Raw genomic sequence first — 13,517 nt, 5'->3', positions numbered from 1 at the left:
TGCAAAAGGCGTGGTTGCACCTTTCAGTTCATCACCACAAGTCGCTGGGTTCCTGACCGTTCGATCAGAGCGGAGAGATCGAGCATGTCCTTGCGGTTCACCAGGCCGATGCAACCAAGAGTGCCGCTCTGGGTATTTAGGCGACCGGCGCTCGGGTCCTGGTGGATTCCCAGAACTCTGCGCCCTGTTGTGAACGTGGGCTCGATGCTGATCCAGACAGGGCCGAGCTCGGGATAGGCCCCGTCGGCGAGGGGTTCCACCGGGCCAACGCTGTAGGTGCCTGCAGGCAGGGGGGCCCGGCTTCCCATGCGGTCGCGGTCAGCGTTCTGACGATTGGCCCGTCCGCTGACGGCGTCAAAACGACGCGTGGGTTTCCCTGGAATCTCGAGCCTCAGATCCCAGATCGGATCGCCCGTTGAGGTGATGCGGCGGTCGGTCCTTTCCAGGACAAGGGTGGGGACAGGCTCAGTCTGCGGTTCAACGGGCTCGAGCAGGGCCATCAGGGACGGACGCTCGCCATCCCGAAGGTCAGCGCGCGCTGCGGAGGGAACAGCCAGTCCGATCAAGGCTGTGGCCACAACCGCTTGTACAAAGAAGCGGCAGAGGGTTTGGCGGTCTCGGACGATTTGCATCCCGCTGACAGAAAAACGAACCTGTCTTACGGGCAATCCTTATCAGTTCAAAAATAAATAAACGGTTTCTTATCCGGCCCCTGTTGCGCGCCAGTCCAGGCCAGGGATATGAGCCACGATTGATGCTGTGGTTTTCATGTAGTCCGCGTAATTGGGGCAGCATTTGAGCAGTTCACGCTCTTCCCGGTGCGCCTTTCCTGTGAGGACAACCACCAGACCGAGAAGCAAAGCCATGTGCAGCAGACTTCCCAAGGCGAGGGTCACTCCGAAGGAACACACCAAAACCGCTCTGTAAAGAGGATGGCGGCAGTGGGTATACACCCCTGTCGTAACCAGTGCAGCCCCCTTTTTGGGTTCCGGCAAGGGCGAGAGACTTGGTCCCAGGGCACGGAATCCCTGAACCGCCATCCACAGTCCTGCGGCCAAGACCCCAAGGCCAATCATTGTTGTTGCCAGCGGCCAGTGGACGCCAAGCGCGTTCAGGCTCGGCCATGGACGAGCCAGATGCCCCACGATCAGCAGCAGCTGGGCCACCAGCCACCATTCCCCCTGTTGATTGCTGAGCAGGCTTTTCCAGCTCAGGTTCCAGCCTTGGAATGCCTGGGTCCAGTCCGCCATGGGTTTGCCTTCCTCTACGTCATCCCACTATGCGAACGGTTCTGATCACAGGTGCGAGCCGGGGTATCGGCCGGTCGATTGCCACCTTGCTGCTGTCTCAGGGACATCGCCTTTGTCTGGCTGTTCGCGATCCTGAACGCCTCCGCAACACAGGGCTTGATCCGCATCTCCATGGCGATGCCCTCTCGCTCTGTCGCTACGACGCCAGGGATCCAGAGGATGCGGAGCGGGCTGTGCAGGCGGTGCAGCAGGCGTTCGGAGCACTCGACACCCTGATCCACTGCGCAGGAATCCTCAGGAACACACCGTTGCTGTTCAGTGATGCGCAGTCCGATGAGCCCGACGAGCTCTGGAGTGTGAATGTGAAGGGCCCCTGGTGGCTGACGCGTGCAGCCTGGCCGGCGCTGGTGGCCTCACAAAAGGGTCGGATTCAGGTATTGGTCTCCATGAGCGGAAAACGCTGCAAGGGCAAGCTGGCGGGTTATTCGGCCAGCAAGTTCGCCTTGATGGGCCTCTGCCAGGCGATGCGCAACGAAGGCTGGGATCAGGGAATCCGCGTGACCGCCATCTGTCCAGGCTGGGTGAACACCGATATGGCACGCGCAACGAGTCCTCTGGCACCCGAATTGATGACGCAGCCGGGCGACCTCGCGACTCTCTGCGCCAACCTGCTCAATCTGCCGACATCTGCCGTGCCCTTTGAGCTGTCGGTGAATGCCACGTTTGAAAGCTGACCTCAGTCCAGCGGAATGTCGCCGCGGGCGCAGACCGTGTTCCAGCAGAGCGTTCCATCCGCACTCCAGCGCGTCTGCACCTCGGCCCAGGGGGTCTGGTCTCCGATCTGCATCTGCATCGTGCCGCTGCCATCGTGCTGAAAACGCACCACTTGGTTGCTGAACGCCAGCTCCCAGCGAGCTCCCGGTTGTTCGCTCACGTAGCGGCAGGGAGACCAGGCCTGATTCGCATTGCGACACTCCATTGCGTCGGCTGAAGCGGATTCAGTCTTGGCCGGAGTCGAGAAGACAGACACTGCGACCATCAGCAGAGCGGCGGATTGACGAACAGCGTTGCTGGAGGCAGTCACGCGTCAGCGGGTTGACTCAACTGTCTTCAACGTGCAATCGGCAGAGTCTTTGCGGGTCCCTGGCCTGTCAAGATTTAACAATCCCCGTTCAGAGCTCGTGCCGCGTTTTCAAGCCCGCGTTCTGGTGCAACTGCGCCCATCGGTCCTCGATCCCGCGGGAGAAGCCACCCGTGCCGCTGCCCAGCGACTTGGAGTGGATGGGATTACCCATCTCCGCATCGGCAAAGCAGTGGAATTGGAATTGGATGCGCCTGATGAGGCAGAGGCGCGGCGCAGGGTTGAACTGCTCAGTGATCGCCTTCTGGCCAATCCTGTGATCGAGAACTGGACTCTGGAGCTCTCGCAGTCATGACCATTGGGGTTGTCGTTTTCCCAGGATCAAATTGTGACCGCGATGTCCGCTGGGCCACAGAAGGGTGTCTCGGTCACCCGACCCGGTACCTCTGGCACGAGGATCGCGATCTCAGTGGTTTAGAGGCCGTCGTGCTGCCGGGTGGATTTAGTTACGGCGACTATTTGCGCTGTGGCGCCATTGCCCGTTTCGCGCCTGTGCTCGAATCCCTTCGAGATTTTGCCTCTCAGGGAGGGCGTGTTCTCGGAATCTGCAACGGATTTCAAGTGCTGACGGAACTCGGTCTGCTGCCTGGTGCCCTGACTAGGAATCGTCATCTCCACTTCATCTGTGAGTCCACTCCCCTTGCGGTGGTGAGTGATCGCACTCCCTGGCTGGCGACCTGCGCACGCGATGACCAGTTCTCCTTGCCGATCGCCCACGGGGAGGGCCGCTTTCAGTGCAGTGACGACACGCTGAAGAAGCTGCAGGACGACGACGCCATCGCTCTGCGTTATTGCCGTAATCCCAATGGTTCTGTCGCCGACATTGCCGGTATCACCAATGTGCAGGGCAATGTGCTGGGTCTGATGCCGCACCCGGAGCGCGCCTGCGATCCGGTGACCGGAAGTACAGCCGGTCGCGCGATCCTGGAGGCTCTGCTCTCCTGAATCATGCGCCGTCGATCGCTGCTGAAGCTGGCGTCGTTAGCGGTCGGTTCTGGGGCGATGGCTTCACTCTGGCCTGGTGGCGTGAGGGCACGCCAAACGCCCCGAGCGCTTCCACCTCTACGACCGCTGGTGAGAGGCTCGCGGCTGCGCGCTCTCAACCCTGGGACCTGGATTGATCCAGACACGGATTTCAATCCTCTGGTGCAACGCTGTGAGGCCCAGGGGTGGGTCCTGGAGGTCCCAGCCCAAGTGCGTGGGCAGTGGCAGTGGTTTTCGGGAACCGACGCTCAGCGACGCCAGGTCTTGGAGGACGCCTGGAACGATCCCACGTTGGATGGGGTGATGTATGTGGGTGGGGGCTGGGGTGCTGCCCGGATCCTTGAAGCGGGCGTTCGGTTTCCGAAACGGTCCTTCTGGTCGCTTGGTTTTTCAGACAGCAGCGCCCTGCTTTTAGCGCAGTGGAAAGCCGGACTTCTTGGCGCCATTCATGGCTCCACCGGTGGACCGGAGGACCAATGGCAACGCACAGTCTCGCTTCTAAAAGGTGAGCCGACAGCACCGTTGCAGGGTCGCCCGCTGCGTGCCGGTTCAGCCCAGGGCTCCCTGGTGGTGACCAATCTCACGGTGGCTACTCATCTGATCGGCACCCCGTGGTTTCCGTCCCTTCAGGGATCTGTTTTGGTGCTTGAAGATGTGGGTGAGGCTCCTTACCGCGTGGATCGCATGCTGACGCAGTGGCGCAGTGCGGGGCTCTTGAACAACGTGGCGGGTGTGGCTTGCGGTCGTTTCAGCTGGAAGGAGGACGACATTCTTCCCGGTGATTTTTCGATGGCTGAGATTCTCGAGGAACGGCTCTCGGATCTCGGAGTCCCTCTTGTTTTGGATCTGCCTCTGGGCCATGGTCTGCCCAATCTGTCCCTGCCATTGGGAGCGCAGGCACGGCTGAATGGGAACAATGGCACCCTTCATCTTTTTGGATGAATCAACAACAGACGCTGGTTGGCTGGGCTGAAGTCCGCTACCGCTGAGCAAGATCGCACCGTTTCATGTCCGACCTCACCATTGCGAACACTGTCTGTGATCTGATCCTTGGGGATGTGCGTGAACATCTTCCGCTTGAGAAGATCCCCTTGGAAGGTGATGTCTTGGGGCTCGGCACAACCACCAGTGTCGATAACGGTGAACTGACTTTCCTGCGCAATGGCGACCAGGAGTCCGCGATCTGGCGATGTGTCGCCCACGACGGAAGCATCGTCAGACTCACCCCTGGCGATGGCAGCGGTCATTTCCCCTATGTGTGTTTCACCGGGGATGCCAGGGCTCTGCGTCGACCAGTCGATCTCGAGATCCTCGGAGACCCGGAGGGACGGTCACTGCAAGGCCTTGTGGAGGACGCCATCGCCCAGGGGCAGCGTCTTGGCACCCTGGAGGCGGCACCGATCTACGGCGTGCGTTTGATCGCGCACTGGCATGAACTGGTGATCACCGTGGCCTCCAAGCTCTGCATGGGACAACAGCGCAGAAACCTCGGGATTGCTTCCAGTGAGGCAGGCACCACAGTCGCCGGCCTCAGCCTCTACGACATGCTTCAGCACTACCGGCTCGCACCGCAACCTGGGGTCGATGCAAACGATCCGATCCGGTACCTCGGCCGCTCCATGCAATGGGATTGCTGTGGGTTCTTCGATACGGAGCCGGAACTGGGACGGGTGACCGTTCCACAAGAAGGCGCCCATCTGCATCTGCATGGCTGCAGCACCGACCTGGCCTATGGCGGCCATCTCCACCATGAACATCCTTCAACCCGCCTGGCACGGCTTGAGAGCCTATGGATTTATCCGCTGCGCAGCATCAAGGCACTGGCCAGTGACCTGGCGATCGAGAGCCTTGTCTATCGAGCAGGTGCACTTCACTTCCGTGTCAGCAATATCGGCAGCATGGACGTCAGTGATGTGGGCGTCGCTGTCGTGATCGATGACCGCTACAGCAACCACCGCTATGTACGCATTCCATGGCTCAAAGCCGGTGAAAGTGAAGACTTCACCATGCCCTTGTCTCTGCCAAAGGGCGACCACAGAATCTCCGTCATCGCCGATCCAGAACAGCTGGTGATCGAAGTGGAAGGTCGCAGGGCCAACAATCGGATGGATCTGGATGTGGTGTCTGCCTAAGCACAAAAAAGGGGGCCTTGGCAGGCCCCCGCTTCTGATGGGTTCGATGGCAACAATCAGGCTGCGACAGCAGCCTTGGGATCGAGAGCACCTTTGGCGTAAAGGCCGGCGTAGTGGGTGATGCTGGCCTGCTTGATTTTGCTGGCGTTGCCGGCGGCCCAGAACTGCTGATAGCGGTCGAGACACACCTGCTTCATGTACTTGCGTGCCGGCTTGTTGAAGTGGCGGGGGTCGAAGTTGGCGGGATCAGCCATGGCCGCTTCGCGCACAGCAGCGGTGAAGGCGAGGCGGTTGTCGGTGTCGATGTTCACCTTGCGCACACCGTTGCGGATGCCTTCCTGGATCTCTTCGACGGGAACGCCGTAGGTCTCGGGGATGGAACCACCGTGCTTGTTGATCATCTCCAACCATTCCTGGGGAACGGAGGAAGAGCCGTGCATCACCAGGTGGGTGTTGGGGATGGCCTTGTGGATTTCAGCGATGCGGCTGATGGCCAGTACTTCACCGGTGGGTTTGCGGGTGAACTTGTAAGCGCCGTGGCTGGTGCCGATGGCGATGGCCAGGGCGTCACACTTGGTCTTGGCAACGAAGTCAGCTGCTTCAGCAGGATCGGTGAGCAGCATGTCCTTGGACAGCTCACCCTCGAAACCGTGGCCGTCCTCAGCCTCACCCTTGCCGGTTTCCAGGGAACCAAGGCAGCCCAGCTCACCTTCAACGCTCACACCCACGGAGTGGGCGAAATCCACCACTTGCTTGGTGACGGCCACGTTGTAGTCGTAGCTGGCGGGAGTCTTGGCGTCGGCCTCCAGGGAGCCATCCATCATCACGGAGGTGAAACCGTTGATGGCAGCGGAGTAGCAGGTATCGGGAGCGTTGCCGTGGTCCTGGTGCATCACCACGGGGATGTGGGGATAGGTCTCGGTGGCGGCCAGGATCAGGTGACGAAGGAAGATTTCACCGGCGTAGCTGCGGGCGCCGCGGGAGGCCTGCAGGATCACGGGGCTGTCGGTCTCATCAGCCGCTTCCATGATCGCCTGCACCTGTTCCAGGTTGTTCACGTTGAACGCAGGAATGCCGTAGCCGTTTTCGGCGGCGTGGTCGAGCAGAAGCCGAAGCGGAACGAGCGCCATGGGAAAGAACCTCGAGGTGGAACGTCTTAGAGACGAATGGGGGCGAATCTACCGGATCTAACCCCTGGATTCTTGTCTCCCCTCGATCACTGTCCCAAGGCCATCTCAAGGCAGCGGTCGCATGCCTTCTGACTGGCAAGCCCTTCCAACAGACCTGGCACCATCGGCCGGCCGCTGCGCATGCTCTCCGCCCACCAACCTTGCAGCCGAGCGACAGGGGCAACGCGCCCGTCACTCCAGGTTTTCGCAAAGCGGAACTCCTCATCCGCCTGAATGCTGCGAGGGGGTTCGCCGTCCCGTTGAAGGGTGAGAGAGAACCCGTGCACGTAGTCCTTTTGGTTCTCACTGCCCAGCTTCAAACTTCCCTCCGATCCGTAGATCTCCAGCCAGCAACCCCTGCCATTGCGCGCCACCGATGCCAGAGCCACCTGTGCGGCCAGTGGTGCTCCCTGATGGGTCGTGAGCGTTGTGTTGATCAGGGCGATGTCCTCCGCTGTGACGGCCTGACTGTCACCACTTGCATCCGGCCTGTGCGCGATGGCGGTTTGCGTGATTGATTGCAGGGTCTGCACCGGACCGATCAGCCAGGCCAGCATGTCGAAGGCATGGGTGCCGAGGGCACCCAGCACACCGCCGCCTTCGTCGGCTTTGGCATACCAGTTCCAAGGGCGTTTTGGATTGGCCCGGCTGCTCATCAGCCAGTCGAGCCTTGCAAGCCAGGGTGTGCCGATTGCGCCGTTGCTCAGAAGCTTTTCTGTCTGCTGAAAGAGCGGCACTGCCCGATATTCAAAATCCACAGCCACGCTGAGACCTGCGCTCGAGGCTGTCCGCTGCAGGTCAGCCACCTGATCAGCATTCAGGGCAACTGGCTTTTCAAGCAGAAGATGCTTCCCGGCGGCCAGAGCGCGTAGAGCGAGGTCATAACGCGGTCCCGGTGGTGTGGCGATGATGACTGCCTCCACACTGGGATCCTCGAGCAAGGCGTCGAACGCCTCATAACCCTTCAAGCTGGTGTCTCGGCCCACTTGATCCAGGCGCTCGCTGCGTGGGTGCCACAGCGCTACGGCCTTGAGATCAGGGTTCGCTTCCAGTGCAGGAAGGTGAACGGATGCCCCGAAACCAAGACCGGCAACGGCGACACCAATTGGATCTCGGTTGGAGCTCAAAGCCATGGGGCATCAGGGGGGAAAGAGAGCAAAGAGGGATCAGGCCAATCCGGAGCTGCAGACAGCATCGATCACTTCGGAGATCAGATCGTCGTCAGCCGGAGCTTCCCAGGAGGCCCTGAGGCGGGGAAGACCATTTTTCTGCGTGTCTCGATACAGGCGTTGGTCGCAATCGATGTCCATCACGACCAAGGTTCCTAAGGCCGGTGATTCATCCTCCGTTCTCAGGCTGTAGCGGCTCAGCACTGAAACGGTGCCGTCCTTGCTACGTCGAACACTGCCAGCGTCCCACCACTGTTGGCCTTCGGAACTGGATGGAACCTCTCGCCAATCAACAGGACCTGCCAGGACGGGACCCGCAAGCAGGAGAAGCAGGAGTGAAACCACCACCATGCCGATCCACTGTGCGGTTTTGAAAAGGGGGCCAACGCTCATCAGACTGCGGCACTCCCCTGCAGGCAGCCATGCAGCTTCATCAGCATGGCCAGAGTGGATTTCAGCTGGGTGCGGGGAACGATCGTGTCCACGAATCCGTGGTCTTGGAGGTATTCCGCCGTCTGGAAGTTGTCGGGCAACTTTTCCCTCAGGGTCTGTTCGATCACTCGGCGTCCGGCGAAGCCAATCAGGGCTTTCGGTTCTGCCAAAATCAGGTCACCCAGCATGGCGAAGCTGGCGGTCACCCCTCCCGTGGTTGGGTGGGTGAGCAGGGGCATGTAAAGAACACCTGCTTCGCGATGCCGTTCCAGGGCGCCTGAGATCTTGGCCATCTGCATCAGGCTGAGCATGCCTTCCTGCATGCGAGCTCCCCCTGACGCGCAGACAATCAGCAGCGGCAGCCGCTTGTCTGTGGCTGTTTCGATCAGGCGGGTCAACTTCTCTCCCACAACCGATCCCATGGATCCGCCCATGAAGCGGAAATCCATCACTGCCAGGGCCATGGGGATGTCGTCCACCCGGCACAATCCTGTCATCACCCCATCGCGGAGCCCTGTACCGGCTTGGGTCTCACGCAGTCGGTCGGCGTAGGCACGACGGTCTTTAAAAACGAGAGGATCGGTTGGGGCCAGCGCTTCGTCAATCGCTTCAAAACTGCCTTCATCGGCAATCAAAGCGATGCGCTCAGCGCTGTAGATCCGATGGTGATGTCCGCAGTTGCTGCAGACGCTGGCATTGGCCAGCAGATCTTTGCGATACACCACCTGGCCGCATTCAGGGCATTTGCTCCAGAGACCGTCGCCTTCTTCGGGCTCTTGAACAACTTTCACGACGGACTGTTCCTTACGGCGATCCGCGAACCAGTCGAACAGCGACACGCAATCCCTTCTACTGGAACCATTTAAGACGAGAGTTCAGGCCCCCCCCATCAGGGCCAGCCAGCGTTGCCACCACCACGAGGCTCCCATCAGCCATGTCATCCAGATCCCGAAGGCGATGAAGGGACCGAAGGGGAACGGTTGCCTGGGCCCAAGGCGGCCGGTCCATCGACCCACTGTTCCAACTGCAGCACCGGAGAACACCGCAAGAGCCATGGAGATCCCGAGGCCGCCTAGCCCGAGCCAGGCTCCAGCCACAGCGGCCAGTTTGGCGTCTCCGAGGCCGAGGGCAGGTTGGCCCAGGATTCGTTCAGCGAGGGCGCTCAGGCTTTCCATCACCAGCAGTCCGGTCGCGCTGGCGATCAGATGGTTCAGCAGAACCGCTTTTGGGTTGTCACTGCCTCCTCCCCAGGCCAGAAGGGCTGTGGCAAGGACGCCGCAGATCACCCCTGCTCGGCAGATCGGTTCCGGCAACCACAGGTGGTCGAGATCGATCAGAACCAGCGGCAGCAGGAGGCTCACCAGCACAAGCCCCATTAGCAGCGTGATCAGCACCATGCTGTTGTCGCTGCTGCGTTGGGCCGCTATCAGGGCGCTGACCCACAGGCAACCACTGAAGGTTTCCACAATTGGGTAACGGGCTGAGATCGCTGCCGAGCAGTCGCGACATCGGCCCCTCAGTCGCAACCACCCGAGCACCGGGACATTGTCATGCCATCGCACGGCATGACCGCAGCTCGGGCAGTGACTACCTGGCCAAATCGGAGATTCCTGTCTTGGCAGTCGCCACACCACGACGTTGGTGAAGCTGCCGATGCAGGCACCGAAGAGGGCCAGGGAGATCAGCACAAGAGTCACTAAAGCGAGCCTCCTTTCTGCCGTTCTCTCGGGCTTTTGGCGCGCTTGAGCCTTACTCCGATCAGCTCTGCGCTGATGAACTGCTCTTCGGGCAGCAGGGTCGGCGTTTCAAACACAACGCGACCGTCATCATTGTCACTATTCACGACCACTCCAAATGGATCCAAGTGGTAACCATTGGTGGTGAGGTGCTTGAAATAAACCCTGCGCGCGAGGGCGATCAAACGCCTGCTGTCCACTTGATCCCAGCGTGGTGTCAGTCCGGCATGACCACCAGCACCTGAAATCACAAAGGATGGTGAATACGAAGAAATGGGTTCACCTGATCGTTCAGATGAACCCACGATAGGACGATTCGTCGTGACTGGAACAGAGCTGAAATCAGCCTAGCTTCTTCTTTTCTTCGATCATTCTGTGAATGATCGGCGTCAGGATCAGCTCCATCGCAAAACCCATTTTGCCGCCATTCACCACGATGCTCGTTGGGCTCGACATGAATGAATCGTGGATCATGCTGAGAAGGTAATTGAAGTCGATCCCCCACTTCTCTCTGGCTCCCTTGCGGAAGTGAATGATCACGAAGCTTTCATCCGGAGTGGGAATGTTTCTGCAGATGAAGGGGTTGGAGGTATCCACGGTGGGCACCCGCTGGAAATTGATGTCCGTGCGGCTGAACTGTGGGCAGATGTGGTTGATGTAATCCGGCATGCTGCGCAGGATGGTGTCAACAATGGCTTCGGCGGAATAGCCCCGCTCGGCATTGTCTCGGTGGATTTTCTGAATCCACTCCAGGTTGGTGATGGGCACCACGCCCACAAGCAGATCGGCTTGAGCAGCCACGTCGTAGCTGTCACCCACCACACCACCGTGCAGACCTTCATAGAAAAGAAGGTCGGTTCCACCGGGAATGTCTTCCCAGGGGGTGAACTGTCCTGGGTTGAGATCAACGCCTAGACGGGCGTTGTGTTCAGCCGCTTCCTCGCCACTGTGAAGGTAATAACGCTTTTGTCCACCGCCGGTCTCGCCGTAAACCTTGAACAGCTCCTCGAGCTTGTCGAAAAGGTTGGCTTCAGGGCCGAAATGGGAGAAGTTCTCCCCTTTGGAGAGGGCCTCGGCCATGGCCTTTTTCATCTCCATCCGCTCGAAGCGGTGATAGCTGTCACCCTCAACGACTGCCGGAGTGATGCTTTCACGGGCGAAGATGTGCTCGAAAGCACGCTTCACAGTGCTGGTTCCTGCACCGGAGGAACCCGTGACAGCCACGACGGGGTGACGCTTCGACATCGACGGAGGCAGATCTGGCCCGACGAGTTTGGCAGGTCGCGAGGCCGAATCTGAATTTTCGTTCTTACGACTTGTTTAAAGCACCTTCCGAAGCTCCTCTCCCATGGCTTCACATCCCAGCTGTGTACATCCTTCGGCCATCAGATCACCGGTGCGGAAACCAGCGGCAAGGACGCGGTCGACGGCCTGTTCAAGGGCGTCAGCGGCGGCTTTCTGCTTGAGGCCAATTCTGAGCATCATCGCCGCAGACAGCACCATGGCCATTGGATTGGCCTTGTCTTCTCCGGCGATATCCGGAGCGGATCCATGGACCGGCTCAAACAGTCCTGGGCCATCGCTGCCCAGGGATGCGGAGGGGAGCATGCCGATGGAGCCAGTGAGCATGGCGGCCTCATCACTGAGGATGTCGCCAAACAGGTTGCCGGTGAGCAACACATCAAACTGCCGAGGTGCACGCACCAGTTGCATGGCTGCGTTGTCGACATAGAGATGACTCACCTCCACATCCCCGTAGGAGGGGGCCATGGCGTCAACACGATCGCGCCACAGCTGGCTCACATCCAACACATTGGCCTTGTCCACAGAGCAGAGCCGCCCCCCTCGCTCCCTGGCGAGTTCGAAGGCCACCTTGGCAATGCGATCCACCTCTGACGCCGAATAGGTCATGGTGTTGAAGCCGCGTTCTTCACCATCGGCCTCGACTCTTCCCTTGGGTTGGCCGAAGTAAATACCTCCGGTGAGCTCCCGCACGACCATCAGATCCACACCATCGATCACGTCAGGCTTCAGGCTGCTGGCTTCGATCAGTGCCGGCACGATCTTCACCGGGCGGAGATTGGCAAACAGCTTCAGTCCCGACCGCAACGCCAGAAGGCCGCTTTCAGGTCGTTTTTCCCGGGGCAGGCTGTCAAACCGTGGACTGCCGATCGCAGCCATCAGCACCGCATCCGCTGACCGGCAGGCTTCCAGGGTTGTACTGGGGAGAGGCTCTCCGGTGGCATCGATCGCAGCCCCTCCGATCAACTGTTCATCAAAGTCCAGCTGGAAGCCGTGGCGCTCGGACACCACATCGAGCAACTGGCGCGTCACTGCTGTGATTTCAGGGCCGATGCCATCTCCCGGAAGCAGGACGACGCGATGGTGAGTCATTGAGCCGACCGACAACGATGGTGCTGAGGTTACTGATTGACTTCGCTTGATCCCCTGGTCTCTTCGGAAGAGATTTGCTTCTTCAGTTCTCGCAACTGTTTCGCCATCTCAGGCAGTTTGGACAATGCCGCCGAGCAGCGCAGCCAGAGCCGATTCGGAATGGCTGGGTAGCCGCTCACCACCTCGCCTGCGGCAACCTCCCCATGGATTCCGCTCTTGGAGCTTGCGATCGCTCGATCGCCAATCACGGCTCTGTTGGCAACGCCCACCTGGCCCGCAAGGATGACCCCGTTGCCCAGTTGGGCGCCACCGGCGATGCCCACCTGAGAGGCCAGGGCGCAGCCGCGGCCTGTCACCACACCGTGACCGATCTGCACCAGGTTGTCGATTTTTGTGCCGCTGCCGATCCGGGTTTCGCCAACGGAGGGGCGATCGATGGTGCTGCCGCAGCCCACTTCAACGCCGTCCTCGAGCACCACAAGACCGGTCTGCGGCATCTTGCGCCATCCCTTGGCGGTGGGCACAAAGCCGAAGCCCTCAGATCCCACCACGGCATTGGAATGCACCACACAGCGATCACCGATCCGGCTGCCGGGATGGAGAACGGCGTTGGCATGCAGCTCGCAGCCCTCACCGATGTCCACATTCCCGTAGATCACCACACCCGGATGAATCACGGTCCGTGGGCCGATTCTGGTGTCATCGCCGATGCACACCCGGGGGCCGATGCTGACACCGGCTCCAATTTGAACGCGATCAGCGATGACGGCACTGGCGTGGATCCCTGCCTGAGGAGATGGCTTGGGGTGCAGTTGTTCGAGGGCTTCGGCAAAAGCCAGCCGGGGATCACTGCACACGGCCCAGGCCAGCTGATGCTGCTCGGCTAGATCTCTGAGCTCCTGTTGATCAGGAATCAGAACCGCGCCAGCATCGCTGCGTTCAAGGCTGCCAACGAGCGCGTTTCCTTTCTCGAGAAAACTGAGTTGATCCGCCACTGCACGCTCCAGTGAGGCGGCACCGCGCAACTCCGGATCCCGGCCTTCAGAGGTGCAGAGAATGCCTGCTTCACCGTTCTTCAGCACGGCGATCAATTGACTGAATCGCATGGGT

General features: G+C 60.1%; 17 protein-coding genes. 5 read left to right on the top strand and 12 right to left on the bottom strand.

Features of this window, described 5'->3' with window-relative positions:
* Positions 1-23: 23 nt before the first annotated feature.
* A complete protein-coding gene (locus tag WH7805_RS02955) occupies positions 24-632 on the bottom strand; it encodes a hypothetical protein (protein WP_006041473.1) in 609 nt (202 codons plus the stop codon).
* A gap of 69 nt (positions 633-701) precedes the next feature.
* Entirely contained in the window at positions 702-1,250 is a 549-nt protein-coding gene (locus WH7805_RS02950; RefSeq protein WP_006041472.1) for an isoprenylcysteine carboxylmethyltransferase family protein, read from the bottom strand.
* Between the two features lie 29 nt (positions 1,251-1,279).
* Here WH7805_RS02950 and WH7805_RS02945 point away from each other — a divergent pair, with 29 nt between their 5' ends.
* Positions 1,280-1,984 (top strand): SDR family NAD(P)-dependent oxidoreductase, encoded by a 705-nt coding sequence (locus WH7805_RS02945; protein ID WP_006041471.1) that lies wholly within the window; start codon positions 1,280-1,282, stop codon positions 1,982-1,984.
* Positions 1,985-1,986: 2 nt separating this feature from the next.
* On the opposite strand, the gene WH7805_RS02940 is transcribed toward WH7805_RS02945, so the two are convergent.
* Entirely contained in the window at positions 1,987-2,334 is a 348-nt protein-coding gene (locus WH7805_RS02940) for a hypothetical protein (protein ID WP_006041470.1), read from the bottom strand.
* Positions 2,335-2,431: 97 nt separating this feature from the next.
* On the opposite strand from WH7805_RS02940, the gene purS reads away from it, so the two are divergent.
* The 4 genes from purS to WH7805_RS02920 all read left to right on the top strand — a co-directional run bounded on the left by purS (position 2,432) and on the right by WH7805_RS02920 (position 5,507).
* A complete protein-coding gene (gene purS, locus WH7805_RS02935; protein WP_038004940.1) occupies positions 2,432-2,686 on the top strand; it encodes a phosphoribosylformylglycinamidine synthase subunit PurS in 255 nt (84 codons plus the stop codon).
* Positions 2,683-3,336 carry a phosphoribosylformylglycinamidine synthase subunit PurQ gene (purQ, locus tag WH7805_RS02930; protein WP_006041468.1) on the top strand — a complete coding sequence of 218 codons (654 nt, stop codon included), beginning with the start codon at positions 2,683-2,685 and terminating at the stop codon, positions 3,334-3,336. The genes purS and purQ overlap by 4 nt, the downstream gene beginning before the upstream one ends.
* Positions 3,337-3,339: 3 nt before the next feature.
* Complete coding sequence (locus WH7805_RS02925; RefSeq protein ID WP_156783590.1) at positions 3,340-4,317, top strand: LD-carboxypeptidase; 978 nt, start codon at positions 3,340-3,342, stop codon at positions 4,315-4,317.
* Between the two features lie 65 nt (positions 4,318-4,382).
* Positions 4,383-5,507, top strand: a complete 1,125-nt coding sequence (locus WH7805_RS02920) for a CARDB domain-containing protein (protein ID WP_006041466.1) — start codon at positions 4,383-4,385, stop codon at positions 5,505-5,507.
* Between the two features lie 56 nt (positions 5,508-5,563).
* On the opposite strand, the gene fba is transcribed toward WH7805_RS02920, so the two are convergent.
* The 9 genes from fba to lpxD all read right to left on the bottom strand — a co-directional run bounded on the left by fba (position 5,564) and on the right by lpxD (position 13,513).
* Positions 5,564-6,637, bottom strand: a complete 1,074-nt coding sequence (gene fba, locus WH7805_RS02915) for a class II fructose-bisphosphate aldolase (protein WP_006041465.1) — start codon at positions 6,635-6,637, stop codon at positions 5,564-5,566.
* An 86-nt stretch (positions 6,638-6,723) separates the two neighbouring features.
* Positions 6,724-7,809, bottom strand: coding sequence for a Gfo/Idh/MocA family protein (locus WH7805_RS02910; protein ID WP_006041464.1), 1,086 nt, complete (start codon positions 7,807-7,809; stop codon positions 6,724-6,726).
* A gap of 33 nt (positions 7,810-7,842) precedes the next feature.
* Positions 7,843-8,238, bottom strand: coding sequence for a hypothetical protein (locus WH7805_RS02905; RefSeq protein WP_006041463.1), 396 nt, complete (start codon positions 8,236-8,238; stop codon positions 7,843-7,845).
* On the bottom strand, positions 8,238-9,116 hold the full coding sequence (gene accD / locus WH7805_RS02900) for an acetyl-CoA carboxylase, carboxyltransferase subunit beta (protein ID WP_006041462.1): 879 nt from the start codon (positions 9,114-9,116) through the stop codon (positions 8,238-8,240). Before accD ends, WH7805_RS02905 begins: the two co-directional genes overlap by 1 nt.
* Positions 9,117-9,152: 36 nt before the next feature.
* Positions 9,153-9,974 carry an A24 family peptidase gene (locus WH7805_RS02895; protein WP_006041461.1) on the bottom strand — a complete coding sequence of 274 codons (822 nt, stop codon included), beginning with the start codon at positions 9,972-9,974 and terminating at the stop codon, positions 9,153-9,155.
* On the bottom strand, positions 9,974-10,264 hold the full coding sequence (locus tag WH7805_RS02890) for a hypothetical protein (RefSeq protein ID WP_198005724.1): 291 nt from the start codon (positions 10,262-10,264) through the stop codon (positions 9,974-9,976). The genes WH7805_RS02895 and WH7805_RS02890 overlap by 1 nt, the downstream gene beginning before the upstream one ends.
* 91 nt (positions 10,265-10,355) lie before the next feature.
* Positions 10,356-11,258 carry a phosphoribulokinase gene (locus WH7805_RS02885; RefSeq protein ID WP_006041459.1) on the bottom strand — a complete coding sequence of 301 codons (903 nt, stop codon included), beginning with the start codon at positions 11,256-11,258 and terminating at the stop codon, positions 10,356-10,358.
* A 75-nt stretch (positions 11,259-11,333) separates the two neighbouring features.
* Positions 11,334-12,407 (bottom strand): 3-isopropylmalate dehydrogenase, encoded by a 1,074-nt coding sequence (gene leuB / locus WH7805_RS02880; protein WP_006041458.1) that lies wholly within the window; start codon positions 12,405-12,407, stop codon positions 11,334-11,336.
* 29 nt (positions 12,408-12,436) lie between these two features.
* The gene (gene lpxD, locus WH7805_RS02875; protein WP_006041457.1) at positions 12,437-13,513 is read right to left on the bottom strand and encodes a UDP-3-O-(3-hydroxymyristoyl)glucosamine N-acyltransferase; all 1,077 of its coding nucleotides are present in this window, start codon (positions 13,511-13,513) and stop codon (positions 12,437-12,439) included.
* Positions 13,514-13,517 lie beyond the last annotated feature (4 nt).

It is taken from the genome of Synechococcus sp. WH 7805 (genome assembly GCF_000153285.1).
Classification (GTDB): domain Bacteria; phylum Cyanobacteriota; class Cyanobacteriia; order PCC-6307; family Cyanobiaceae; genus Synechococcus_C.
The sequence above is the reverse complement of the archived record's forward strand: the minus strand, read 5'-3'. Positions and strand labels throughout refer to the sequence as shown.

Bases quoted from the DNA above. Each gene is read 5' to 3' on its own strand.
- leuB (WP_006041458.1), bottom strand. From the start codon at position 12,407: ATGACTCACCATCGCGTCGTCCTGCTTCCGGGAGATGGCATCGGCCCT.
- fba (WP_006041465.1), bottom strand. From the start codon at position 6,637: ATGGCGCTCGTTCCGCTTCGGCTTCTGCTCGACCACGCCGCCGAAAAC.
- WH7805_RS02925 (WP_156783590.1), top strand. From the start codon at position 3,340: ATGCGCCGTCGATCGCTGCTGAAGCTGGCGTCGTTAGCGGTCGGTTCT.
- WH7805_RS02920 (WP_006041466.1), top strand. From the start codon at position 4,383: ATGTCCGACCTCACCATTGCGAACACTGTCTGTGATCTGATCCTTGGG.
- WH7805_RS02950 (WP_006041472.1), bottom strand. From the start codon at position 1,250: ATGGCGGACTGGACCCAGGCATTCCAAGGCTGGAACCTGAGCTGGAAA.
- WH7805_RS02885 (WP_006041459.1), bottom strand. From the start codon at position 11,258: ATGTCGAAGCGTCACCCCGTCGTGGCTGTCACGGGTTCCTCCGGTGCA.
- WH7805_RS02955 (WP_006041473.1), bottom strand. From the start codon at position 632: ATGCAAATCGTCCGAGACCGCCAAACCCTCTGCCGCTTCTTTGTACAA.
- WH7805_RS02910 (WP_006041464.1), bottom strand. From the start codon at position 7,809: ATGGCTTTGAGCTCCAACCGAGATCCAATTGGTGTCGCCGTTGCCGGT.
- WH7805_RS02905 (WP_006041463.1), bottom strand. From the start codon at position 8,238: ATGAGCGTTGGCCCCCTTTTCAAAACCGCACAGTGGATCGGCATGGTG.
- lpxD (WP_006041457.1), bottom strand. From the start codon at position 13,513: ATGCGATTCAGTCAATTGATCGCCGTGCTGAAGAACGGTGAAGCAGGC.
- purQ (WP_006041468.1), top strand. From the start codon at position 2,683: ATGACCATTGGGGTTGTCGTTTTCCCAGGATCAAATTGTGACCGCGAT.
- WH7805_RS02945 (WP_006041471.1), top strand. From the start codon at position 1,280: ATGCGAACGGTTCTGATCACAGGTGCGAGCCGGGGTATCGGCCGGTCG.